This window comes from Haloarcula sp. KBTZ06, from assembly GCF_048595605.1.
Lineage (GTDB): Archaea > Halobacteriota > Halobacteria > Halobacteriales > Haloarculaceae > Haloarcula > Haloarcula hispanica.
Genome location: NZ_CP184339.1, coordinates 236,072 through 261,346, shown reverse-complemented (window position 1 = coordinate 261,346; position 25,275 = coordinate 236,072). Strand labels below are relative to the sequence as shown.

At 54.2% G+C, this 25,275-nt stretch carries 18 protein-coding genes and 1 pseudogene; 6 read left to right on the top strand and 13 right to left on the bottom strand.

The window, feature by feature from the left end; translation table 11 throughout:
* Nucleotides 1-29 precede the first annotated feature (29 nt).
* The 6 genes from ACNO8S_RS17760 to asnB all read right to left on the bottom strand — a co-directional run bounded on the left by ACNO8S_RS17760 (nucleotide 30) and on the right by asnB (nucleotide 8,850).
* Nucleotides 30-1,211, bottom strand: a complete 1,182-nt coding sequence (locus ACNO8S_RS17760; RefSeq protein ID WP_014031322.1) for a glycosyltransferase — start codon at nucleotides 1,209-1,211, stop codon at nucleotides 30-32.
* 76 nt (nucleotides 1,212-1,287) lie between these two features.
* Nucleotides 1,288-2,484 (bottom strand): sulfatase-like hydrolase/transferase, encoded by a 1,197-nt coding sequence (locus tag ACNO8S_RS17755; RefSeq protein ID WP_014031323.1) that lies wholly within the window; start codon nucleotides 2,482-2,484, stop codon nucleotides 1,288-1,290.
* 112 nt (nucleotides 2,485-2,596) lie between these two features.
* Entirely contained in the window at nucleotides 2,597-3,553 is a 957-nt protein-coding gene (locus ACNO8S_RS17750; protein WP_044952851.1) for a glycosyltransferase family 2 protein, read from the bottom strand.
* Between the two features lie 60 nt (nucleotides 3,554-3,613).
* Nucleotides 3,614-5,404, bottom strand: a complete 1,791-nt coding sequence (locus ACNO8S_RS17745; protein WP_014031325.1) for a hypothetical protein — start codon at nucleotides 5,402-5,404, stop codon at nucleotides 3,614-3,616.
* A gap of 235 nt (nucleotides 5,405-5,639) precedes the next feature.
* Nucleotides 5,640-6,830, bottom strand: a complete 1,191-nt coding sequence (locus tag ACNO8S_RS17740) for a glycosyltransferase family 4 protein (RefSeq protein ID WP_420182892.1) — start codon at nucleotides 6,828-6,830, stop codon at nucleotides 5,640-5,642.
* A 130-nt stretch (nucleotides 6,831-6,960) separates the two neighbouring features.
* A complete protein-coding gene (gene asnB, locus ACNO8S_RS17735; protein ID WP_191449581.1) occupies nucleotides 6,961-8,850 on the bottom strand; it encodes an asparagine synthase (glutamine-hydrolyzing) in 1,890 nt (629 codons plus the stop codon).
* A 264-nt stretch (nucleotides 8,851-9,114) separates the two neighbouring features.
* Here asnB and ACNO8S_RS17730 point away from each other — a divergent pair, with 264 nt between their 5' ends.
* Nucleotides 9,115-10,284, top strand: a complete 1,170-nt coding sequence (locus ACNO8S_RS17730; RefSeq protein ID WP_420182891.1) for a glycosyltransferase — start codon at nucleotides 9,115-9,117, stop codon at nucleotides 10,282-10,284.
* 150 nt (nucleotides 10,285-10,434) lie between these two features.
* Here ACNO8S_RS17730 and ACNO8S_RS17725 read toward each other — a convergent pair whose 3' ends face one another.
* The 4 genes from ACNO8S_RS17725 to ACNO8S_RS17710 form a co-directional block, all read right to left on the bottom strand.
* On the bottom strand, nucleotides 10,435-11,370 hold the full coding sequence (locus ACNO8S_RS17725) for a DUF1616 domain-containing protein (RefSeq protein WP_064289054.1): 936 nt from the start codon (nucleotides 11,368-11,370) through the stop codon (nucleotides 10,435-10,437).
* A 102-nt stretch (nucleotides 11,371-11,472) separates the two neighbouring features.
* Nucleotides 11,473-12,315: a glycosyltransferase family 2 protein gene (locus ACNO8S_RS17720; protein WP_420182890.1), complete on the bottom strand. Its 843-nt coding sequence runs from the start codon at nucleotides 12,313-12,315 to the stop codon at nucleotides 11,473-11,475.
* A 334-nt stretch (nucleotides 12,316-12,649) separates the two neighbouring features.
* Nucleotides 12,650-14,491, bottom strand: a complete 1,842-nt coding sequence (locus ACNO8S_RS17715) for a CARDB domain-containing protein (RefSeq protein ID WP_064289055.1) — start codon at nucleotides 14,489-14,491, stop codon at nucleotides 12,650-12,652.
* Nucleotides 14,492-14,891: 400 nt separating this feature from the next.
* The gene (locus ACNO8S_RS17710; protein WP_004515801.1) at nucleotides 14,892-15,173 is read right to left on the bottom strand and encodes a winged helix-turn-helix domain-containing protein; all 282 of its coding nucleotides are present in this window, start codon (nucleotides 15,171-15,173) and stop codon (nucleotides 14,892-14,894) included.
* Nucleotides 15,174-15,963: 790 nt separating this feature from the next.
* Between ACNO8S_RS17710 and ACNO8S_RS17705 the strand changes: the two genes are divergently transcribed.
* Nucleotides 15,964-16,599: a DUF7344 domain-containing protein gene (locus ACNO8S_RS17705; protein ID WP_420182889.1), complete on the top strand. Its 636-nt coding sequence runs from the start codon at nucleotides 15,964-15,966 to the stop codon at nucleotides 16,597-16,599.
* Between the two features lie 59 nt (nucleotides 16,600-16,658).
* Here ACNO8S_RS17705 and ACNO8S_RS17700 read toward each other — a convergent pair whose 3' ends face one another.
* Nucleotides 16,659-17,804 (bottom strand): alpha-D-ribose 1-methylphosphonate 5-triphosphate diphosphatase, encoded by a 1,146-nt coding sequence (locus ACNO8S_RS17700; RefSeq protein ID WP_079980864.1) that lies wholly within the window; start codon nucleotides 17,802-17,804, stop codon nucleotides 16,659-16,661.
* A 622-nt stretch (nucleotides 17,805-18,426) separates the two neighbouring features.
* Here ACNO8S_RS17700 and gfo6 point away from each other — a divergent pair.
* Together gfo6 and ACNO8S_RS17690 are read left to right on the top strand one after the other, a co-directional pair.
* A complete protein-coding gene (gfo6, locus tag ACNO8S_RS17695; RefSeq protein ID WP_014031334.1) occupies nucleotides 18,427-19,497 on the top strand; it encodes a D-xylose 1-dehydrogenase Gfo6 in 1,071 nt (356 codons plus the stop codon).
* Between the two features lie 392 nt (nucleotides 19,498-19,889).
* Complete coding sequence (locus ACNO8S_RS17690) at nucleotides 19,890-21,119, top strand: HAD-IIA family hydrolase (protein ID WP_050038462.1); 1,230 nt, start codon at nucleotides 19,890-19,892, stop codon at nucleotides 21,117-21,119.
* Nucleotides 21,120-21,143: 24 nt separating this feature from the next.
* Here the strand turns inward: ACNO8S_RS17690 and ACNO8S_RS17685 are convergent.
* Nucleotides 21,144-21,326, bottom strand: a pseudogene (locus tag ACNO8S_RS17685) (IS5/IS1182 family transposase); the annotation flags it as partial.
* Between the two features lie 842 nt (nucleotides 21,327-22,168).
* Here ACNO8S_RS17685 and ACNO8S_RS17680 point away from each other — a divergent pair.
* Entirely contained in the window at nucleotides 22,169-23,383 is a 1,215-nt protein-coding gene (locus tag ACNO8S_RS17680; protein WP_420182888.1) for an ABC transporter substrate-binding protein, read from the top strand.
* Nucleotides 23,384-23,415: 32 nt separating this feature from the next.
* On the opposite strand, the gene ACNO8S_RS17675 is transcribed toward ACNO8S_RS17680, so the two are convergent.
* Nucleotides 23,416-24,102 (bottom strand): NADH-quinone oxidoreductase subunit B, encoded by a 687-nt coding sequence (locus ACNO8S_RS17675; RefSeq protein WP_420182887.1) that lies wholly within the window; start codon nucleotides 24,100-24,102, stop codon nucleotides 23,416-23,418.
* 140 nt (nucleotides 24,103-24,242) lie between these two features.
* Here ACNO8S_RS17675 and ACNO8S_RS17670 point away from each other — a divergent pair, with 140 nt between their 5' ends.
* A complete protein-coding gene (locus ACNO8S_RS17670) occupies nucleotides 24,243-24,848 on the top strand; it encodes a helix-turn-helix domain-containing protein (protein ID WP_420183004.1) in 606 nt (201 codons plus the stop codon).
* Nucleotides 24,849-25,275 lie beyond the last annotated feature (427 nt).

The window sequence follows — 25,275 nt, the reverse complement described above, 5'->3', positions numbered from 1 at the left end:
ACTCTCCCGGTAAGCTTGCGGGGGAGCCGTTACCCGGTCAGCGGCTGTACGTAGGGGGTCTCTTCGGGCTCTGTCTCGATTTCCTGATACAATCGCTCGAACCCGTCTACCATCGATTCGATCGTAAACTCGCTTGCCGCCCGCTGTCCTGCGGCGGTTCCAAGCGTTTCAGCGAGTGGCTGGTGCTGATGTAGACGGATGGTGGCCCACGCAATTTCGTCGGGTGCCTGCACGTCGACGAACAACCCCGTCCGGTAATTCTCCAACAGATCGCTAGTACCATCCACAGGTGTCGCGACGATCGGAAGCTCCGCGGCCATCGCTTCGATCACTGCACCTGGGAGCCCCTCGTAATGAGATGGGAAGGCGAAGACATCCATCGCACCGAGAAGCGCTGGGACATCCTGTCGCGTTCCGAGGAAATGAACCGAATCAGCACATCCGAGTGAGTCGACCCGTTCCGTCAGCCGCTCCCGATCGGCACCATCACCGACGAATACGAGATGTGCATCGGGTATCTCGGAGACGATAGTCGGCCACGCATCGAGCAGATCGAAGTGGCCTTTCCGCTCGACGAGACGACCGACGGTGCCGACTACAGTGGCCCCCGTCGGGATGTCTAGCTCTGATCGCAGCTCCGCCGAGTCTGTCGTTCGGTACTGTTCGATGTTCCGGCCATTGTAGACCACCGCCACGTTTTCTTCCTCTGCACCGCGTTTAACAGCGTAGTCCCGGCCCGCTGTGGAGTTCGAAACGATCACATCCGAGAGTGAGATCGTCATCCGATCGATAACGCGGCGTACGAACGGTTCCTCGTTAGGTACTTCACGAATGCCGGTAATAATGGTTGCAGAACAGAACACGCCGGCAAGCCTGGCAATTACGTTGTCGTAAAAAAGGAACGACTGTATGAGATCGGGCTGTTCACGGCGGGCGGTAAGACAGAACTTGAGCGGGGCGAGCAGATAGACGAGCGGGCTTTCGACGCCCTCTATCGCCCCGTTCGCAACACGACCAGCGTCCGTAAGCGACCGAACGGTGACCTCCGGTGAGAGTTCTGTTTCGAGCGGGTTCGTAGAGAATATTGTCCAGATGGTGACGTCGTACTCCTCGCCGTTGACTTCGTTCGCCAGGTCGATGAGTGTGCGCTCGGCACCACCGACGACAAGTGCACCGATAAAGTACCAAAGAGTCTTCCGCTCCGCTGTCATTCTTGAATCACTCCATAGGGCTGTCTGCTATTTGTAAGATGAGGTGTGGACTCCGTGATCACGGGAACGGTCATGCTCAAAGGTAACCCATGTTTTCGAGCTGTTCTGTCGTCTCCTCGTCGATGTCGCGTACTGTCTCCTCACTCTCCCCGGAGAGGATATCCGCAATCTCCGCCCGCGCTTCGTCCTCAGTAAACTGCGGGGCCCCATACGCCTGATGTCCCGGCAGGAACCGACAGTATGAATCTCGAAGCTTCCTGTTGTGCAAGACCTGTCGACCGAAGGGCTTCTGCAGTAGCAACGCCAGAAAGACAATCGATGATGTCGTTTTGTGTCCGTCCACGAACGTGTGGCCACCGTGTTCGTCCCAGAGGCTCCTGATTGTCCGCTCAAACCCGCCAGTGAGACTGACGAACGTCTCGGCGGGTCCCGGTAACGAGCCGTATCGAATGTGGTTCAGGTGCGTATAGCCGGTCGCCCGACCCTCTCCCTCTGCGTTCCCATCCACCCTACCGAAATCAGGTCGCGAGGACATCGCACTGGCGACCGTCGGTAAGATGTCCACATGGTGTAAGAGCCCGTTCTCGCCGGAGGAGTCCAGCTCCGGATGAATGAACGACGTCGGAACGTATACGACCTCAGGCGTCGCGAGGTGTGTGTGTCCGAAGTACCCGTACTCTCCGAGGACCTCACCGTGGTCACTGGTATAGATGACGAGGGTATCTTCCCGAAGGCCTCTGCGTTCAAGCGTCTGGAGGACGCGCTTGAACTCTTCGAACGAGCGGTCTACACCATTGTAGTAGTCTTTTCTCGCCGTTTCCGGGTCCGACGATACGCGCCAGAGATATTCGAGAGCGGTCTCGTTGCGATATTCGTAGTCGTCCCAGTCGAATCCGTCGTACGGCGCGTGGCCACCGGGCCGGCGCGCAACGTGGACGAATGGTGGCTCGACATCGTCAATCGGTTTCCGTGGGGGATTAGCAAACATCTCCGCAATACTGTGGTTCATGCCGCCCTGAGCAGCTATCGAAACCTCGTGACTCTCAATATCGAATACTGAGCGGACGTTCGCAGGGACAGAATGCTTGAAGCTGTGGATGTTGCTGTTCGGTGGTAACAGCCCGGTCAACAAACTCCCGAACGACGTGGGCGTGTGTGTTGATGCTGCAATCGTCTTGTGGGTCTGCCCGAGTTCCGCGAGATCATCGTTAATTGCGTTATATCTGACAGCGTCGTCAACGTATATGAGGACGTTCTCTACGTCGATCTCCATGCTACCAGAGGGTGGCTACTACAACAATATAGTAAAGACACACCTACGAGGTATGAAACAGCACATAAAAAACAGTACCCGGTGACGGGACGGGATATCTACCGAAAACATCTCATTTCGTAATTGTTTCAGTTTTAATCGAGTTGAGGGTCTTCATGGCGTTTTTCGCCGGCTTGTAGCTAAATCTGCCCCCAAGCGCAGCGAGTGCAAACAGCCACCTGTCGGTTCGAAACGGCCAATAATACACTGACTTAAGTAGTTGCGTTCTCGCATCAGAGTATGCTTTGGAACGTAACGCTTCTTGTCCAAGAATGAACAGCAGTGACGCGAGGAAGGCCCGTTCGTACCGACGTCCGTACCCTGCAGCGAGTTCTCGGTGTTTCTCTACCATTAATGGGTAGGAGATATCCCGCTTCTCAGCGTAGTTATTGCTGATTCGGTCCGCTCCCTCGGGACAGTTCCGATATGTCAGTACTTCGGGGATCACGCGAAACTCGCTATGTAGCGAGAGTCGTATCAGCCACTCTCTATCTTGCCAGCTGGGAAACCGGTCGTCAGGGAGCCCGGCCTGTGGGATGATATCAGCCGAAACCATCAGTGTCGAGAATTCACCGAACGACTCCCCCAGAAGGAGGTCTTTGGTAACATCCCCTTCCGCCGTGAAGATAACGTCCCGTGTGTAGTCCCCGTAATCGTACTCACAGCCGGTGTAGACTACGCCGACGCTGTCAGCGCTCTCTGCCATCTCAGTAACCTGTCGAGCAATCTTTTCGGAGTCCCAGGCGTCGTCGTCATCTAACAACGCGATGTACTCGCCTTCTGCCCGCTCAATGCCCGTGTTCCTTGCCTGGTTCGCTCCTCTGTTCTCTTGGTGACGGACACAGTTGACTTCGATACCTCGTAGCGGCTCTCCGGCAAGTGTATCGGCTGCCGGCTGCGGGGAGTGATCGTCGATGACGATGAGTTCGATGTTTGGGTACGTCTGCTCTGCGACACTCCGTGCTGCACTCCGAAGTCTGTCCGGTCGTTTGTATGTCGGGAGGACAACGCTGACGAGCGGATTTGGCATATGGCTGGTGGTGGTTTGCGGCATCTAAAGTTAGTGTCTGGCTATGCGTGGCTCTGCTGGCTAATTTTGGGGCGCTACGGACCACCCAGTGAACCCACCGTTGGTATAAACCTTGTTTGCCGTTGGATCATTGTGCATTCTCGTCAGACTGTCTTCACCGTATCGGAATAGATATTCCTGTTGGTCTTTTGTATAATAGGAGGCAGTGTGCTGTTTGACATCGTGTGTCTTCGTGACAACGTAACTTCGGCCAAACGTATCAGAGGCGATAACATCCTGGCTGAAATAGCCGAGGTTCCGAGGCAAGTTATTGTTCATACCGAAACTCTGTGGGTAGTAGCGGGGATGGTTTGTGCCTAAGACGAACGCTTCCATCTTATGTGACGTATCCATTGCATGGATCGGAACCCCTTCGTCAATATTCGCTGCCATGAATTGAGACCCATCGTACTCTGCGTAGGTCATGTGACGGTTTGGCTCGTAGGCAGCACTTGCAGCGAGACAGGCACCTAGGAGTACGAGTACGGTCAAAGCAACGGTGGTTACCGAGTTGCGCTTGGTGGCGCTATGGATGAGTGCCATCCCCACGAGGACTGCAGCGAACAGGAGTGCGTATCTGTTTACTCTTATTATGCCTTTCACGATGAGATTGCTAAGGAGGAAGATCGCTGCGATACCCAGTCCTGCAACGAAGTGAACCGAACCGAAGCCCCAGTCGTACCGCATCCGTTCGGAGAGAAACCAGTATAGGGTCAAAAGGACGAACGTCCCGGCGATAGTGAAGTAAATTGTGGTCGAGCCGTACAGAGTGATGAATTTCTCGGCGAGCTGTAGAGGTGAAAACTGGACTGAGCCGGCTCGCTGTACCTCTCTGGCTGCTGGGTTCATATCATCCTGTGCCGCAACGACTTTTATTATGGCCTGGCGTGTCTGACCGAAATTGGTGAGCCAGGCGAATAGGAGCGGAAGAAAGGCCACACCAAGCCGCGGACTGAGTTGCGGAGTGGACGATAGGGAAAGCCGTCCGAACAGCCCGGAATACACCGAGGTTAACAGTAATATACCTAGCATAAACAGGGTTGTCATCGGGTGTGAGTAGATGATGAACAGGCCAACCAGGAGAATCAAGAGCAGGTACTCGTTGTCGTTACTCCGTCGGTACAGTTCTGTGAGCGTGAGCAGGACCGGAACGACCATGAATGAGTTCATCGCCGGGTGGTTTGAGAGATGGAAGGTCGTATAAATGAGAGTGCTACCGGCTGCTAATCCGGCCGCGAGACTTCCCCGTTTACCCGAGAGCGTCTTCACAAGGACTCCGATTCCGATTATCTGAAGCGTCGTAAACAACAACGCTACCAAGTATGGCATCGCGTCAATCGGGACACCTAGCATCGCCATCTCGGCCATCAGCACATGTTCACCTGGATACCAGATTCCGGGAAGTGTTCCCGTTTCGAGAATCGCCCTAACATCGCCGAAGTGTTGCAGTGCATCTGCCGTTCCTTGTCCGTAAAACCGATAGCCGCGAGCTTTTGGGAGGAAGAAGTACAGCGCGTAGTTTGAAAGGACGAGGCCAAGACCATGTCGCCAGTACCTCGTTTGCGTAATAGCCGCTGCTATCAGCGTCAATATTCCACCGATCATGACCGAATAGAAAGTGAACCAGAACAGCTGGGACAGTCCATCTGCCAGCGAAGTTTCATATCCGGTTACCGGTTGAATGGACAGGAAGAGCGCACTCTCGAGGATAAGGATACCGGCTAGGAGTATGACCAGATATTCCTGTATGTCACGGTTGGCGAACTCGAAGCTGTCGAACGACTCCCGGTCGAGATTTGTCTCGTGACTCATTTATTACCCTTCTGGCTCGCGATGCAGTGTGAGGTCCACGTCTTTCCCTGCCTTGCATACGGTAGATATTAAGTAATCAGCGACTAACGCGCAGTGGATACACGCCCTCACCAAAGTCAGGCCTCGACCAGCTTCAATAGACCACCTGAACCGCAATATCGATTGGGCCACGAAGACGCGACAGTGGTATGGAACTGTGCAACCGGAATCAGTCGAGGCTCGATTCGCCATTCGTTCAGATCTCGTCCTTGACCACAGGTGTGGGACTGCTGGTCGATTCCGTCTTGTCTCGAATCACGGAGTCACCGATTTCAGCCACTTGGCCCAGTATTTCCGTTGTCTCTTGCACTGTCTCTTCCCAGTTGTAACGCGTCGTGACGATTGCTCGGCCGTGTTTTCCCAGTTCTGAGAGGCCGCGCTGATCGCTGAGCAAATCAGAAATCGCCGTCGCGAATCCCTCGACGTTGCCAACTTGGACTGTCTCTCCCGTTTGGTTGACTATTTTCGAGGTCTGTTCGAGATCGCTGGCAACAACTGGTGTTTCACAGGCTAAAGCTTCGATAACTGTCCGTGGAAAGCCTTCAGTCCGACTCGGAAGGACGAACAGGTCCGCTGCTCTGAACACCGAGGGCATTTTCTGATAGGGGACCCGCCCCAGGAATTCTACAGCATCTGTAAGTCCCTCGTCAGCGACCGTCGATTCGAGACTGTCTCGAAGCGGGCCGTCGCCACAGAAAAACAGCGATGCGTCCGGACAGCGCTCTCGTACCGTATCGAATGCAGCTAACACGTCCTGAGGTCGCTTTCCGTCGACTAAGCGGCCGACAAACACGATTGCCTGGCCGCCCTGGCTCGCGATATCGGGATGGGTCTGTCCAGCAGGGGAGAAGCGGTTGGTATCGATCCCGTTGTTTACAACCGCGATGTCAGCGTCGACACCGAGGTCACGAAGTTTGGATTGCTCGACATCGGTGTAGCAAAGCGTGACGTCGGCCGAGTCATACGTCCACTTACCCAGCGTACGAAGGTGTGCACGCGAGAACCAGAACGGACCTCGTTGTGAGTTGAGGCCGTGACATGTGATTGCAATCGGGATGTTGGCCATTCGGCAGTACAGCGCGGCCACGTTACTCGAGAAGAACAGGTGAGAGTGGGTGTGAACCACGTCGAAGTCTTCCAGACCACGTAGATCACCGACAGTGTTGGCGAAGATCTGATTCCCGAGGAACTCTAGCTTCGGCGGTTGTTTGATCAACGTATACCCGTCTTGATCGGTAACCTCTCGCTCTTCCACCTCTTCCGAGACAGTCAAGACGGTGACCTCGTGCCCCATCGTAGCCTGATCACGGCTCAGAGCATGTATGTGATATGGCGCACCACCGACAGTTTCAGGGAAGATATCTTGGGCGACCCGGAGTATGTGCATTTATTTCGCCCGACTCTTACAGGTAGAGGGGTATAGTTAATAGTCCGATTTTTTGAGTAATAGGCCTCTATAGCCAGTACAAGACACCAGATGGTGGTATGTAGTCACACTAAATCCTGCTACCGTATTCCTATTCGAGGACCCCCTGCTCTTGCATACGCACAGCCCAGTGCTTGAAGACGTAGACGGTCCAGAGGAACCGCGAGTGATCGTGGTTTCCATCGAGGTGTTCATCGAATAGTTCTAAAATCGCCGCGGTATCGAGAATCCCCAGATCAGTAGCACGGACCATCGAGACGAACTCGTCAGCAAGCTCGTGTTTAAACCACTCACCGATCGGCATATCGAACCCGTGTTTGTTTCGCTGTAAGATAGACTCCGGCAGTACATCATCGAAGGCTCGTTTCAGCACACGTTTTCGATCGCGGCCAGTTAGTTTGTGGTCTGTTGGGAGACTGAGTGCGTACTCAACGACATCAGTATCGAGGAACGGAACGCGTACCTCGAGTGAGTTGTACATACTGGCCTGGTCGACTTTCGTGAGCATCTGATCTGGGAGCGATAAGCGGGTATCGACAGCCTGTATCCGTGCCAAGCTCTCTCTATCGGCCAGTTCTGGGGATATCGCGGCGTGCTGTGTCCGGAGGGCGGTCTGCCCAGCTTCGATTGGGTCAACGTTCGTCACGGACTGGATAGCTTGGTCGTCGGAGACACGCATTAAATCGAAGTGACGCTCCGGAACTGATCGTTCTCCGCTCCGATTTATGAACCACTGTCCTTTGTAAACGGCGTCGCCGACCGCAGTCCCTCGTGAGGCGGGTAGTGCATTCACAGCCGGCTCGACGGCGTATTTCCGTATCTGGGCCGGAAGCGCTCGATAGTACTTTGACAGGGACTCGACTCGGTACTTATCGTAGCCGGCGAACAGTTCGTCAGCACCGTCACCAGAGAGTGCGACCTTGACGTTATTTCTCGTGGCTCGAGACACAGCGTAACTCGGCATCAGTGCCGGGTCGGCGAAGGGCTCCCCCAATTTATTCAGTACGTCCGGTACGGACTCGCGTACGTCATTCGCTGTGAGCGTGATCTCGTGATGGTCGGTGTTGTGGAAAGACGCCACTTCTCGTGCCGCCCAGGATTCGTCGAATCGATCCTGATTGAAACCGACGGTAAACGTCTTCACGGGATCATCGAGTAACTGTGCCATCGTCCCGACGATTATCGTCGAATCGATCCCCCCGCTGAGGAACGCTCCGAGGTCAACGTCGGCCATCAGGCGTTTTTCGACCGCCGATTCGACGAGCGAGCGTAGGTGAGAGGCAGCGGTATCAATGTCGGGATCACGAGGCGTGATCGATGGCTCGTGGTATTTGTCGCGGTCGATACCGTCGTCCGATATGAGTATCCGCTCGCCGGGTCTGACCTTCGAGACGTTACGGAAGGCCGTTTTCGGTGCCGGAATATATCCGAATGCGAAGTACTGAGCCAGTGCGTCCCGATCTATGCCGCCGAGGTCAATGTCGCTCTCGAACAGCGATGGGAGCTCGGAGGCGAACGCGAGCTTGTCGTCCGTTTCGGCGAGAACGAGAGGTTTGATACCCATCGGGTCACGGGCCAGTAATAGACGTTCTCGCTCACTGTCCCACAGAGCGAACGCGAACATTCCGTCGAGTTCGTCGACGAAACTTGGACCTTCTTCCTCATAGAGATGGACCAGTACTTCGGTGTCGGTTTGAGTGGTAAATCGATGTCCTGCGGACGTGAGTCGTTCCTTGAGAGCCCCGTAATTATAGATCTCTCCGTTGAAGATGACGGTTACGGTACCGTCCTCGTTGTGGATCGGCTGTCCCCCGTTCTCGGGGTCTATAATGCTGAGCCGGCGGTGTGCAAGTCCAACACTTCCATCTCTGAAAACCCCATCGTCGTCAGGACCTCGGTGACACTGGCAGTCGTTCATACGTTCAAGAACGTCGGTTTCAGGAGAGCCAGATCGAACATACTGACCACAGATTCCACACATTGTTCGCGTAATCTACATCGATGCTCAAAATTATACCCTCCCTACACGGGCGAGTCAGACGGGCTATCTTCCGCCCAACGCTGCCTATATGGGTCTGTCAGTCCGCTGTGGAACGTCCCCGGGGCAGTTCTGTCCCTTACGCTGCCTGAATGAACAATTTAAGCTATTCGAATCGACCAAAGCATTGCAGGAAAGTCAGAAACGTGTCCCGAGAATCGGCGTAGGGTGAGTATAAACAAGCCCTTTCACACAGACTGTGAACTAATGGAAAACACTGGACCGATAGCATTCTTCGTTCCCTCTCTGACAGTCGGTGGTGCCGAGCGTGTGACAGTTTCTGTCGCGAACGGGCTCTCTAAGCGCGGATATGACGTAGACCTTGTCGTGTCGTACAACGAGGGGGATTTCCGGACCGATGTCGCCGGAAGCGTAAACGTCGTCGACCTCGGAACACAGAGGATACCAGGGATAGGAATCGGTGCGAGCGTTCCCGCTCTCGTACGATATCTGCGGCGACGATCTCCCCAGATACTCTTCTCACAGATGACGTATGCCAACGATATGCACATGATTTCGCAGATTCTATCGGGCGCTGACACTACCGCCATCTCGACGATCCACAACACGCTCGGGATGCAAGAGGAATCGAAAGAGAAACTCGTCCAGTGGCTGCAGCGTCGCCTCGCCGGTCAGTCGGACCAGTTCGTCGCCGTTTCAGAAGGTGTCGCTAAGAGCATCGTGGAACACGTCGGTGTCGACCGCGAGAAGGTGTCTGTCCTCCACAATCCGATCCCTGTCGATGAGGTCCAAGAGCGGGCAGGGAAGCCGGTGGATCATCCATGGATCGAATCGGCAAACATTGACGTCGTTCTCGGTGTCGGACGCCTGGAGAGAGCGAAGAACTTTGGATCGTTCCTCCGCGCTTTCGAACAGGTCCATGCCGCTCGACCGGACACGCGTGCGATTATTGTCGGCCGCGGGTCGAAGCGAGGCGAACTCGAAACCCTCGCGGCCGAGTTAGGTATCGACGCCGCGGTTTCGTTTCCCGGCTTTGTCGACAACCCTTACGGCTACATGGCGGGTTCGGACGTCCTCGCGATGTCTTCGGTCCACGAGGGACTGCCGACCGTGCTCATCGAGGCCCTTGCCTGCGGATGTCCGGTCGTCTCGACCGATTGTCCCAGCGGCCCGGCAGAGATCCTCAAAGATGGTGAGTACGGCCCGCTCGTCGATGTCGATGACGACGAGGGACTCGCAGCGGCCATCCGGACAACGCTCGACGAGCCACTCCCGAGCGACGTACTGATCGAGCGTGCGAACGATTTCGCGCCGGCGGCTGTGATCGACCAGTACGAAGCGTTTATTCGAAATTTCGTATCGGTGGAGACCACCGATAGTGTCGATAAACGATCCGAGCCGCTCACCCCCTCGTGACTATAGTAGCCATTGAAAATCAATGCACACCTGATCGGACGACGGCAGTGCGATCAGTGTGTACATCGTTTCAATTGTTACTATAGCTCCAGTCGATACCATCCATCAGAACTGTCCAAAACCTACTCCCAGACTCCTGTCGTTGTTAGCTCACGTTACGTCGACCCAAATGTGAGCCTCGCGGTACGCGTTCTCAGCTGTGGGTTGATCCGGCTGACTTCCCCTGTACAACAAATACGTCAACCGCAGGCGCTCGCCCTCCAGTACCGGCGTCACCGTGTGACGCTGCAGCCAGCGGTCTCCAGCCGCTGTCCGGTTGCTGTAAGTATCGAGACGTATGCGCTCGATGACCTCGCCTGTCGGCGCGGTTCTGGCCATCTGCACGACGACGACGTACTCGGTTGTCTCCATCTCGTGATTCGTGACGGTGAAGTACATCTGTTCGGGCTCGCCCAACGCAATCTGCTCCGGATAGTCGCTTGCCTCCAGATCGCCTGTCTCATTCTCGGTCAGCAGCCCGAATTCTGTGTACGCTTCGCCGCGCTGTGGCTGAGCCGCGACCAGCGCCACGCTGGCAAACGTCACGAGGATCGCCACACCGACAACTACGGTCCCCAGCTGGACTCCCTCCCCATCGGAACCACCGCTGGCCGCTCGTGAGTTTCCGAAGGGCATCGAGGTCTGGCTCAGGCCCGTCTGTGTCCTTTTGTAGCGCCGATACCACGCGATTCCGGTTGCCACAACAGTTACGATAGCAAGGGCAGTGACAACCGGAGTCGGGCGAATCGGCCAGGGCGTGAACTCAAGATTGACTCCGACGATAATTGCCAAACAGATACTTGCTACAACCGAGTACAGCATCCGTTCTGTGGTAATCAGCCGGTGGTGTTCATCCTCCGGGTTCCGAATTGGAAAAAGGGCCGCGACTACAGCATAGCCCGGGACGAACAGCAAGAAGGGTAACGCGATGGCCGTGAGGAGCACCCCTTCAAGAGACGACAGCGTTGCGAAGAGTACAACCGCTGTGTACCCCACGGTAACAAGCAAATCGACAGTCGCTGGCGAAGTATCCGACCACCTGCCCATAAGTTCCGCTCACGCCTACGCCATGATAAGTAAAAACTTCATAACGGTCATTGACGGTGTCGAATGTGGTGTCAAAGAACGATATCCAACCATTCGGAGTGATCACTCTGATTCTGTTCGGGAGAGATACTTTTGCTGTAACCGCCAGACGTACCCACGAAGTAACAGAATCGATAGCTTCGGAATGAACGAGCCATATCGAATCCCGCTCGACTCGTCGCCGTAGAGTGCTTCCATCGGTACGTCCTGAACAGTCATCCCATTCGCATCTAAGTGAATTAGCATATCGTTCAGAAATCCGTAGTCGTCAAACAGATCGTTCAGCGAGAGCTGGTCAAGCGCCGTCGCGGAAATCGCGGTGTATCCGTTCTGTGGGTCGCGCATTTGCCAGTGTCCGCTCGCGATCTTGGTCAGCATCGTGAGGAGCGCATTCCCGAACAGCCGCCAGTTGGACATCTGAGTACAGTGGCGTCGCGATATGAGGCGGTTGCCTTTCGCGTAATCCGCATCCCCCTCAACGACTGGGTCGAGTATCTCATCAAGGATGTTCGGGTCCATCTGGCCGTCGCCATCAAGGACTGCAACCGTATCCATGCCGCTCATAAGCGCTAGCTCGTATCCGGTTTGTACGGCACCCCCGCGACCGCCGTTAGTCTGATGACGGACTGGGACGATCCGCTTATCGAGAAACGTCTGGCTTTCAGATACCATTGTCCCGGCCCCGTCGGCGACAACTATTTGTTGTGCGGAGTCCCCGGTCACACTTGCGGGTTTCACCTCAGTATCCACGTATTCCTTGATTTCGGTCCATGTGCCATCTGTCGAGCAGTCGTCGATAACGAACACCTGATCGACGTACTCCGGAAGTGAGTCGATGACCTCACCGATGAACCCCTCTTCGTTGTGTGCCGGAACGACGACACCGACGGTAGAGCCTTTATACACTCTATGTCCCCCCTGTTGGTGAGTGGAGTGAGTCCGCTACGGTACGCACAGAGTTACCGAAAAGGGAGCTACTCATCCCGGGTCGGCTTTCATGCCAGACCCACGCGCCAATAGCAACCTCTGATTCAGTGATAGTCATGGTAGGTCGTAGGGCCGCTCACCGGCCACCAATAGGGCCCTCTCTGTCGCCATGTTGGGCAAATCGGTCTATTGTTATTCCTTACTTTCCAGGGTTAGCGGTCATATACAGTGGACTGTCGGATCGATAAATATCTCGTTAGACCGATTCGGAAAAGCGCCCACGTACGGCGATTACTACTGTTAGAGGGAGTGGTTATTCGAATTGATCCTGATACGTCGTCCTGATGTCCGCCTGGCGACTAGCGGTTAGGTTCTCGTACGACTTCCCGTACGTGTCGTTGGCCAGTTCGTCCCAAGATTCGATTCGGTCACCGGAGTCAGTCTGGAACTGTGCATCGAAGTCCGCTTCGACCTTCTGTTGGGTTTCGATTTCTAGTCCTGTGAAATTAAACTTCTCCCCAGGTTTCACATCGGCACCGTACTCTTGCCGGGCGATTTCCTCACGCGTCCGCACCTCTACGGCTGCAAGGCCGTCCGCGAACGGTTGGCGTTCGTGAATCTCTTCGATCTGGCGCTTCGTTTCACCGCTCACCTCATCATAGTAGAGTCCGTACTTGTCCTGGGTTATTTCATCAAGCGAAGCGCGGTCACCATCAGAGACACTGGTACTTCCGCCGGAACCGCTGGACCCGCCGTCTTTTGCCCATGACGGCTTGACCGACATAGCTGTTGACGCACGCGCGTCTTTTGAGTAGACGCCATAGACGTACGTCTGCAGACTCAGTGGTTCTACGGGGTAATCCGTCGAGTCGGTTACCGTGTATTCAACCTCGAACCGAACGCGAGTCGACTCGCCGGGTGCGAGCGTGACATTTCTGTCGACTCCATAGGCTTCCGGCCGATCATCGTCATCGCTGTCGATACGATGCTGGATCGATTGAGTTCCGGTGGTTTCACCGGTGTTCGTTACGTCCGCGGAGAACACAGCCGTATCACCGACATACAGGACATTCGGTCCAGCCAAATCCGACACCTCGAAATGACTATCCTGTACCGTCATCGAGACGGTATCTATGTCGTCAGCAGTTCCAAGCGAATGGTTGTGTGTCCCGCGGCTCAAATTCGTCGTATTCACATCAATAGACACCGTTGTCGTTTCGTTGGCAGCAAGTGAAACGGTGCGCGAATAGGTAGTGTTCATGGAATCACTCCGGAGCGTGACGTTGTCGAGCCCGTCCACGTCACCAACGTTCTCGACGACTGCTGAGACATTGGCAGTTTCCCCCCTCGTTACGTTGGCCGGTGCAGTCGTATTCTGCACACGGAACGTCGCCGGTTGCTGGACGTGGAGTGTTCCGGTCGTTGTCGTGTTTTCGGTGGCGACCCTGTATTGGTATCCGCCAGGCTCCAGATCAGCAGTTCGGACCGTGGCAGTGCTCATCTGGCTCTGGCCGCCCGCAAGCGAGTGGACGCTCTCATTCAGCGTTTCAGCATCGGAGTACTGGCCGTTTTGGTCTGCATCGACAGCGATTTGCACTGTCTGGACGCCACGATATGCACCGACATTGGTCAGGTTTGCTCGGATGGAGGCGTTGGTTCCACGGACGATTGTAGCGTTTTCAGTGGTATCAGCGAGGACAAACGTAGGCGGGGTGAGGACAGCCACATTCCCAGTTGACTCCGGGGCCGATGACTCACCGACGGCAACGGCGTACGTGTATTCCCCGGGACTGATTTGATCAGGTTCGACAGCGAACGTCACGTCCGCCGGTTCTGCAGCCGAAACCTTGACTTGTTTTGTTGCTACCGTTTCAGGAGACTGTCCGTCCCTGTTCAATCGTAGCGCTACTTGTTGTGTTGTCGTTTCCGACCCCGCGTTTGTGATTTGAAGTTCCACACGCAACGGCTCATTCGGCCGAATTTCGGTCGGAGACTGCACAGTGCGTATCTCCAGTTCGTCCTCGCTCACAGTGGTCTCCGTATCGGCCGGTCCATCGGCGAAACCACCGATTCCAAGCCCTAACGTAGCACCTCCAATGAGTAACAGTCCAGCGACGCACCCAATCAGTAACTTTCCGTAGCCTATGGACAACATGCGTACGCAGGTATGTTACAAATCATTATTGTTACGGCTGCTATACCCACCGGTAGACACTCTTTGCATTCAATATCGAAAAGCGGGTTTCTACAGGTAGGTTTCAGAATGGGTAGCAGACGTTTACCACCAGACACGTTCCCCAAAGTGGAGCTTTCAGCCATAGTCGTAGTGAGTCGATACCGTTCGTCGGCGTCTCAATTATGCGACTACCGTTAGCTGAATCTATGGAAAACACACCATCTTGTGATCTAATACCGGAGTTGGTGTAATGGAATAGGTTATACGCGAGATACCCACATCAAATTACAAGTTCAATTCGAATCGAAAACAGGGAGAGAGATAGTTCTAAGTCCACGCGCTTGTGCAATCCTATCAGTTCGCGGCCGAGACGCGACAGTTACGCCATGTTCTTCCGTTCGATTGTTTCCCAAATATCGACACCCTTCTCAGTGATGTCGTACACGCGGCCTTTCTTCCGATCTTCCGAAACTAATAGGTCGACCAGTTCCGACTCACGGAGTTCCTGCAGGGCGCGCGATACGTGAGCAATGCTCATTTCCCTGTCGTCCGCAATTAACGACGGTGTCGCAGGGCCTTCTGACAACCGGCGGAGAGTCTCGACTCGATACCGTGAACTGATTACGTAGCTCACTTCGTCCCACTGATCAAAGTCTGCCATCGTATCTATTCGTATGCACGAGTGTACCAGCTACCTTCTTTGGACACAAACTCGTGTACAGTGATATTCCATGTGCCTGTGGTTAATTGTTTCGCTCGTGTCTCTTGGTCTCGCTTCGTAGCCATACACGATTCCGGTTGAGTACCCTGCATACTGAGTATGTGGTGAGTAATATCGTTCTTCCGCTCAATTCAAATAACACGCATTTCATCTACGTGTTTGGCAATCAGGCGACAACCGATCAACAACAGATACCGTGGAGATCGTAAGGCTCCAATTCCCGACGGGAACCCAGAAGGGCATCTTATCGGGGACTGCGTTCCTGCAGGGACCTCTCTGCGGTCCAGATAGCTGTTCAATTGACACTGATAAGATTGCGTTACTTGCATGACCGATAGAAACGGCCGATATACGCTACGATTTACCCTGGGCGATTTCGAGAAGGTGAGTAACGTGTAACCGTAACAGGGGGCCGTCTCAGCGTTTTTACGGGAAGTCTACGTATTTTGCGTATCTCAACACACACTGTCGCGGACATTTATTATGGATCACCGAAAATTGATTCAAAGAACGCTGTTACTCCCGGAATACCCAAACAACTACTGACTACCCCGGCGGTAATCAAAGGAAAATTATCTAATCGATTACATAACAAAGTATTAAGTGGCAAGGTGATGTTGATTTGAAATGCTGGCTGACAGCGTAACGCTCCGTCGATACAGCCGGGGGGCTGTGTGAGCACGATTCCAGACGGGTGGACGATGTCGCAGCACACAGGAAGTGGGTAAATATGGGAGTCAAAGACACCGCACAAACGAAAGCAGAACCGAATAATAAACTAAGCGACGAATCTGTCCCATCGCCAAAAGGGAAAGAAAGCAGTGCGGACCAAGCGACGTCACAGGAGCAGGACGACTCAGGTGCATCTCTAGACGTTATTTTTGAAATACTGAAAAACAGCCGCCGCAGAGAGGTCCTCCACTTTCTTCGAGAACGAGGCGAACAGGTCTCTCTTGGAGAACTCGCAGAACACGTCGCGGCCATCGAGAACGAGACCACAACTGATGCGTTGACATCAAGTGAGCGCAAGCGCGTGTATGTAGGACTGTACCAGTGCCATCTCCCGAAGATGGACGACATCGGTGTCGTCGATTTTAACCAAGACCGAGGGCATATAACCCTTACCGAGAAGGCTGACGACTTCGAAAAGTACCTCAACCGCACTGAAGAAGAGGCGGAGGGCCGACAGTGGTATCAGTATTACGCGGCCGTCACGGTGCTCGGTGCGATGGTCCTAGCCGCCTCTGTCGCCTTCTCACTTCCCGGGAGCATAGTTTTAGGTTTGTTCTCCCTGGTAGTGGGTGTTGCAGGCGCATGTTCGATGTATCACTGGTCAGTTGAGCGCGAAGAGCTGGACAGCGAGTAGCCCGATAAGAACGGTTTGGTTCCGCGCGCAGTTTTTACACAGTACGCGTCACGAGTAGGCTATCCAGAGCGATACACTTCGTCGCCGGCAACATATGTTCGTGCTATCGATGGAACCGGGTCTGGATCGACGATAATCAGATCGGCCCTTGCTCCACACTCCAATCGGCCACGGTCGTACAGGCCGGCAGCGGCAGCTGGTGCAGTAGAGACACGTAACACCCGGTCTTTGAGAGGGTCACCGTTTTCGATGAAAACAGAGCTAAGCAGTGATTGCGGACGAAAGTCGCTACAGAGAATGTCGACAACACCGTCTTTGATTGCCTGAGACGCATCGGGCCCGTCCCACAGACTCCCACCGCGAACCACATTCGGCGCACCCATCGCAACGGCCAAGTTTAACTCGGTTGCACGCTGCGCAACACGGTGGGAGAGCGGATACTCACTTATGTCTACCCCGATAGCAGCGGCGTTGTCCACGCTCGAAACGGTTTCATCGTCGTGTGAGGCGACTGGGATATTTCTATTGCTTGCTAGCTCTGTAATCTCTCGTGCGCGCGAGATTACTTCTGTTTCGGAGACACCATTGCGGCGTGTTTCGAGGGTCTGAAGGCTTGACTCTGAGACCCCGTCCGGAAGATTATAGCGTTGTGTAAGTGTATTTTCGCCAGCGAACTGGCCCGTTCCGGGAATGTGTGAGACAAGGGAGACGAGATCTCCCCCTGATTGGATTTCTTGCGAGACGGCGTCGACAGCCGTTTCGTTGGTGAGTTCACACCGCATATGGAGTCTGTTATCGACCCTGGCGCCGGTTTCGCAGTTGAAATCCCGGATATGCTCGGCCAAGCGACGGGCTAATTCGATACTCCGGTTATCATCTGGGACGTCTTCGAACGCAATGGCATGATACTTTGTCGTAACTCCCGCGCTGGCATTGGCAATATCACATCGGTCCAGAGCGACAGTCGTGTTGACGCGCTCACCAGCTCTCGGAAAGAGGTGCCGTTCGATATCATCACCGTGAAGATCAACCAATCCAGGTAGGACATACTTCCCCGTCGCATCAATGTCCGGGGAGTCATGAGATTCTGCTTCCACCGAGACTATTTTTCCATCAGAGAATACTATTGTCCCGTTCTCAATTTCGCTGGTCGGCGTAACAACAGTTCCTCCCGAGATTAATGTTCGATTTGCATTATTTTTCATTCAGCTTGGCACCCTGTAAGATTTTCCAATGTGTTTACAATCGACTTCCCAAAACATGAATATGCGCTTACTACGGCTATGCTACAGTCGGATATAGAGTGCATATTTATGTGTAATTGACAGCCGTAGCTGTTGTGCTTAATGAGATAATGGGAGACGAGGCCGTCAATCGTCACTATCAGTTGCTAAAGACGGACCTAGGACACTCCAACAATTCTCAGGGTTTGAATAGAGCCCCAATCCAGGGGATTTAAACCTTCGCAGTGTTTCAAATAGTACATACAAATATCAGCCTAACTTAATTTCTAAGTTATGATTATATAATACCTTCATAGAGTGGACAATTTGCGGGTAATTCTGGCGGATTCATATCCATTAGGATACACCTACCCACATAATACCGTATTAACTGTTTGAACGAGTGCGTTTGAGCAGTAATATCTTTCTATTTTTTCCATAGTGAGAAAGAGTATAATAGCAATAGCTGAAGAAGAGAGCCAGTAGTAACAAGATTACAGCATAGTACAGTGACATACTCCGGCGACGTCACCCCACCCACCAGCATGGTGTTTGCGTGTTCAGAAACCGAAGTTTTTAGCGTCAAGGTTTAAAACATATTTGTATGAAAGACTGGATTGATACGTATAACGAGCGTGACTGGCAAACCACCACGGACGGAACGGTTCGATACGCGCTGTTAGGACTTGGCTGGTGGACAATCGACCTAGCACTTCCCGCGATTCAGGATTCTGATCTGGGTGAAGTTACAACGCTCGTCAGCAGTTCTTCGGAGAAAGCGAAACGTCTCGCCGACGAGAACGGTGTGGACCACGGGATCAGTTACGAGGAGTTCCACGACGGGGATGCAGCCGACAGGTTTGATGCCATCTACATCGGGACACCGAACGCCTTGCATCTGGAATACGCCGAGACAGCCGCAGAGTTAGACAAAGCGATCCTGTGCGAGAAACCGATGGAGGCAACAGTCGAACGGGCTCAGAAAATGGTTGAGGTCTGTGCGGACGCCGCTGTGCCGTTGATGATTGCCTACCGGATGCAGACTGACCCCGCTGTTAGGCGTGCAAAAGAACTCATCGAAGACGGATTCATCGGTGAGCCAGTATCCGTATACGGAAACAATAGTCAGCCGCTGCTCGAGATGAATCCGGACACGGACCAGTGGCGGCTCGATCCGGAACTCTCAGGTTATGGCACCTCAGTGATGGATTTGGGGATTTACTCGATCAACACGACTCGGTTTCTGCTCGACAGGGAACCACTGGCAGTGCAGTCACAGATGGATTCTCATGGGGAGGCCTTCGTCGACGTACCTGATGAGCGCTCCGGGGCCTTGCTAGCGCTGGAAGACGGTATCAAAATGGTCACGACTGATAGCCAGAACGCTCACAGTGATACGCAACTGAAAATAACTGGGACGGACGGACAGATCGAACTCCGTCCAGCGTTCCATGGGAAAGCAAAACTCCACCTGTCCCGAAACGAGACGACAGTAACTGTCGAACACGAGAGTTTTGACGCGGAGGACGAAATGCGGGAGGAGTTCGATTACTTCGCTGACCGTGTTTTGACTGGTACTGACATTGGCCCGGACGGCCGCCACGGCCTCCAGGATATGCGAATCATCCGGGCAATTCACAAAGCCGCGGAGAGCGGCGACGTCGTCAAATTGTAACTGATTCGTTCGAATTTAGCTGGCCCCATCGCTGTCAGATTGTCTTAGATTTATTCATGTGACGATCACGGCTATCGCGTTATCCCAGTCAAAACGGAGTACAGCGTGATCGCAGTATAATACTCAAGATCAGTGAACAGAAGCGACCCTGACATTGGTTTTACACTCACTGTATTGGGTGATCAATGATCAACGGCGGCAAATGCTATCAGCCGTCCGATTGATTTGTTTGGGTAGACGTGACGAAACCACATTTGAACTGGTCGGCTTTGTCTAGACGCAGAGTAACAGCGAGTTCGTTTCGTTAATGACGCTATAAATCAGCCACTCAGTTAAATTACATATACACCCCGACAAAAGGATACAAGTGGCTGATGGTGCTACAAGACGGTATGATTTCTGAACAATTCGACGCGTTCTTGCTTGACCTCGACGGGGTAGTGTATCTCGGGGACGAGGCCCTACCGGAGGCGGTCGAGTCGGTGAATCGTCTTGATGAGCGGGACAAGGAACTGCGATTCCTGACGAACGACCCACGCTTCCAGCGTGAGACGATCGCGAACAGGCTTCGCAAGCTGGGGATCGACGCGGAAAAAGGCGAGATCATCACGTCAGGCTGGGCGACCGCCCACTACCTCTCCCAACAGGATATGACCACCGCTGCTGTTGTCGGTAGCGGAGGGCTGGAAATCGAACTCCAAGAAGAAGGCATCGAGATCACGGACGACGATCCAAATGCGATGGTCATCGGCGCGGACGAGAAGACGTCATATCAAGACATCCAGCGGGCGGCGAGACACATCCAGCGGGGAGCGACGTTCGTGGGGACGAACCCGGATGGGTCGTTCCCGACCCCAGACGGGCCTGTACCCGGGGCCGGGGCCATTGTCCGAGCAGTCGAAGCTGCGGCGGGAACAGAGCCAACGGTCGTTGGCAAACCCGAGCCGCTTATGTTCGAGATGGCTCTCGACGGGCTGGCTGACGACGTGCAAGCGGCCGCGATTGGCGATAATCCTGCCACGGACATTCTCGGCGCCCACCGTGCGGGGCTCACCGGGATTCTGGTGGCCGAGGACAAACCGACTGCCGCATCTGCTCGTGATCTTCAGCAACCAGATTTGACGATCTCGTCGCTTGCACACCTCTTCACAGACACAACCGACACATGGGAGGCACCACCCTATTCGTGGCCGGATGAGATACGTCCGGGCGTCGCTGCTGTCGTAGTGAATGACGCAGATGAGGTGCTGTTGCTGAAACGCGCCGACAAAGAGCAGTGGGCGCTCCCGACGGGCACGGTCGAACGGTGCGAACCAGTCGGGGACGCTGTCACACGGGAGGTTGACGAGGAAACGGGACTGCAAATAGCGGTTGAGCGGCTGATAGGCGTCTATTCACACCCGGAACAGCAAGTGTTTTCGTATCCCTCAGGCAAGGCAGTTCACTTCGTCACCAATTGCTTTCGGTGTTCCATCGAGGGGGGTACACCCGAGGCCGACGAAGATGAAGCCCTCGAGGTCGGATTCTTCGACATGAACGATTTACCGTCGGATATCCTTCCGATGCAACCGCAGTGGATAGCCGATGCAAATGACGCAGATGGCTCACCTGCAATTCGATAAATTCACAGGCTGTACCGACTGAAGTTACGGAGCAAGTTCGATATTTCTCAGAGTCGCTCTCAGAACGAGTTCACGGATCTGGGCGAACCACGTCCGTGTCCGAAGCGTGTCGCCGTACCGCTGCTTGAGCGAGAAAACCACAGCCTCGACGAGTGACCGTCGATGATCGGTATCGTCGTCATGGCGAGCGGTACGCGCCATATCTATAGTAGCCATTGAAAATCAATGCACTCCTGATCGCACGACAGCAGTGCGATCAGTGTGTACATCGTTTCAATTGTTACTATAGCGGGGAGAACTCTCGGTGTTTGTTCACTGGCCCAACGTGGGGCTCCAGAAGTTCTTCCGGGATCGTCTCAATCATACCTTCCTCAGCGGTCACCGTCTGTAGCCGGTCGAAGTTCCGATAGATCCCTGCCCTCCGCTACCCAATCCGGAACTAGAAATCATATTAGATGATAGTCGTGCGAAGATTTACAGTGTATCGCACCAGGTATCACTTAAAATGGCTGTGCCTCAGAGCTGAAGCAAGTAGGTGTTATAACATCCGTACAGGTGTTATTATTTGACGCCGGCGAACTCGACAGGCTCTCAGCGGCCGCTGGTATCAAAAAATCGTGTTTTGAATAGCAACTATCTGATTGGATGTCGCGGATATCATATCCGGATTAAAATTGAGTACGTGTTATTATCCAAGAGATATCAGCCACAATGTAGAACAATATAGTCGTAGAAGTACGTTTTCACACTTGTATATTGATCTCAGAGATAAGACCGAGTTTCCTGAGTTACAATCTCGGTTTCGATGTCTAAATATATTACCGGTACATTCATACTTGTCATATTCGACCAACTGTGAGTGTATAGTAGTAGATCTATAGTCAATTGTATCATATAGGTGAGATTCACAGACAACTCCGAAGAATCTGTCATAGAACAAAGTTGGTCGAGGTTCACGGCGGTGATAGAGTGGTCAGTCCTTCGTCCTGCAAGCGAAGTACACTGGTTAATCCGAAAGCCATATACGTCACATTAGGCCAACCTAAAACATGGACGAGACAGACGGTACAGGTAGTCTCACCAGACGAGACTACCTCTCCGGCGGTGGTCTGCTGCTCGGCACGTCAATCGTAGCCGGCTGCTCCAGTAACGGTGGGGAACCGCCCAGTACAGCAACAGCGAGTGACAAGGAAACGGGCACATCAACCCCGTCAGATGACGGCTCCTACGTTGCCTCGCTTTCTCCTGTCGGAGAGGTCAAGTTCGACTCCGTACCGGAGAAGGTCTTCACGATGTACAATCAGTATGCAGATATGTTAGTCGCGCTTAACCACGGTGACGCGGTCAATTCGATGTTTGTTCCAGAGATGGCTGGGCCATCGATGAACCACTACTACGAACGGCTCTCTGGTGTCTCTTTTGAGTGGGAGGACCTTCCGAACCCCTACGACAATTTCAGCAAGGAGTTCTTCTACAGCCTCGGTAGCGACGTTCACTTCCTTGACCCCGCATGGGCGATTACCCAGGAGAACTGGGATATGGGCGATATCGAGGAAATTGTCGACAATGTCGGCCCCTTTTTCGGGAATTTCTACAGCGGAACACACGGTGACCCGCAAGAACCCTACAGTGAGAACTACCACTATTACACGCTGTGGGAGCTGTTCGGTCGTGTCGCCACCGTGTTTCAGGAACGAAAGCGTTACGAGCAACTCAGAGCCGTTCACCAAGAACTCATCGAGACCATCCAGACGGAGCTTCCACCCGAAGAAGATCGACCGACCGCGGTTCGGGTTACACTTGGCGACGGCCAATTCTGGACGTATCACCTGAACCGACCGGGGTTCTGGCTCGCGGACACGCGTCCGCTCGCAGCCAACGACGCCTTCGGGGACGAAACGTGGGAAGGTCTCTGGGGTTCGGTCGGCTATGAAACGATGCTGGACGCGGACCCTGACGTAATCCTCCACCTCTGGGGGATGACACCGCGCTACGACATGGACGATGTCCGCGAGAGGGTCGCGTCACACAGCGTTGGAAAAGAACTCGCAGCGGTCAAAGACGACCGCGTATACGCACACGGAATGCGATACCACGGTCCGATCATGAATCTCTTCCAGATCGAAATGACCGCGAAACAGCTCTACCCGGATATCTTTGGCGAGTGGCCAACCTACGAGAACGGGGATCACTATCCAGAGATTCCATCGGATGAGCAGCTTTTCAGCCGCGACCGCGTTGCCCAGATCGTTACGGACGGGTAATTAGTCGAGACGGTTCCGGGATCGTACAGCCGTTATAGCGTACTCCAGTCGTACCGCATGACGAGGTCGTCATCGTCGATCTCGCTGGCGAGTTTGTCCACGAGTTCGTCCCGTTCGAGGTCGTCAAACTGCTCCAGTTCGTACGGCTTGACCGTCACCGGCGAGGACTCGCCCTCGGCGATGCGCTCCTGCAGCTTGGCGACGCCGTAGATCAGCGCTTCGGGGCGGGGCGGACACCCCGGGACGTGAATGTCAACCGGAATGACTTGCTCCGCACCTTTGATGACGTTGTATCCTTCCTGAAACGGCCCACCGGAAATAGTACACGACCCCATCGAGACGACGAACTTCGGCTCGGGCATCTGGTCGTACACGCGCTTCATCCGCGGCGCGAACTTCGAAACGATGGTCCCCGGGACGATAATCAGATCTGCCTGCCGCGGTGATGCCCGAGGGACTCCGGCAGCAAAGCGGTCGAGGTCGTGTTTCGTAGCGAGAGTGCCCATCATCTCGATGGTACAACAGGCGATGCCGAACTGCAGCACAAACATCGAGGACCCCCGGACCCAGTTCATGAACGCGTCGAATTTGGTCAGGATGAACGGGGACGAACCAAGCACCTCCCGAAGTGTAGAATTAAATCGGGCATCCGGGTTTCTACCACAGCATATCCGTTCATCAGACTGTGCGTCGTCCACATTCCGCCGATCACTGCTCATGAACAGCTACGGATAGATAGTGGGATCGGATACGCGAACTGTCGTACACACTAGTGTCTTTATATGGGAGCCGCCACCAGGGCTCGTCCGTGAGATATCTCCGCTTAGAGATCCAGTATGCACCGGAGTATCAGCGTCCGATGCACCGCTTTATGACCGAAAGCGACGCAATCAAACGCGAGTGGCTCGTTACGTGGAAAGTCGGGGTCGAGGACGAGATCGCCTATACGTTGTTTTATATCGTCGGCGATCGCGAACCCTACGAATCGGCGCTTTCTGCGGTCGAAACCATGGAAAGCTACGATATTACACCCGTTCGGGACCAGGCGTTCTACGCGTTCGTCCGTGGCCGGGAGACTGAACAATCACGACAGTTCTACGCGGCGTTCGAACAGCCGACGCTAATGGTGGTCCCACCGGTTGCCTACCGACCGCACGGAGTCGTGTTGTTCGATGTCGTCGGCGAACCCGCCACTCTCGAACAGGTCCGGGATGCACTTCCCGACGGAATCACGGTAAACGTCCAGAAGATCGGCGAATACGATGCCAGCCCTGGAACATTCGCCATCGGCCTCACTTCACGTCAGCGCGAAGCACTCGCCGCAGGACGGGAAGTCGGTTACTTCGACGTCCCGCGAAATGGGAGCGTCAAGGACGTCGCCGAGGAGCTCGGTTGTGCTCCGAGTACCGCATCGAATCATCTCAGAAAGGCGCAGGCACGGCTTGTTGAACGCGTATTCAGATGACAGCTAGCGTAGAAGGTATCGATGCACCACGACTGTGTTTGAACCGCTCGAATAGGAGGAAACAGCAGAACAAGAGGGAAGGGAACAGCAGAACCCAGCGGGTGGATTGTTGGTTATCGCGATAGCTGGCAGACTGGGCTGTCGCTGAACGTGGGCAAGTAGTATTCAGTGATCGGTTGAGTACAGTAACTGTCGCGGCAGATGAGCAGGAGCGCTGCGACGACTAACGTGACCAATGCGGCGCGAACAGTGAATCCCGGACCAGAAGCAGAACCCGAATCGTTGAGCGGGCAGGATGAAACAGAGAACACCACAGTGTCTGCAGTAACACTTCGTTAGAGGTATTCTAAACCCATATTACTGCGGACATTGTGGCGTCTGACGGGGAGGTCTGGTGCATAATCGTGAATAGACACCACGATGTCCG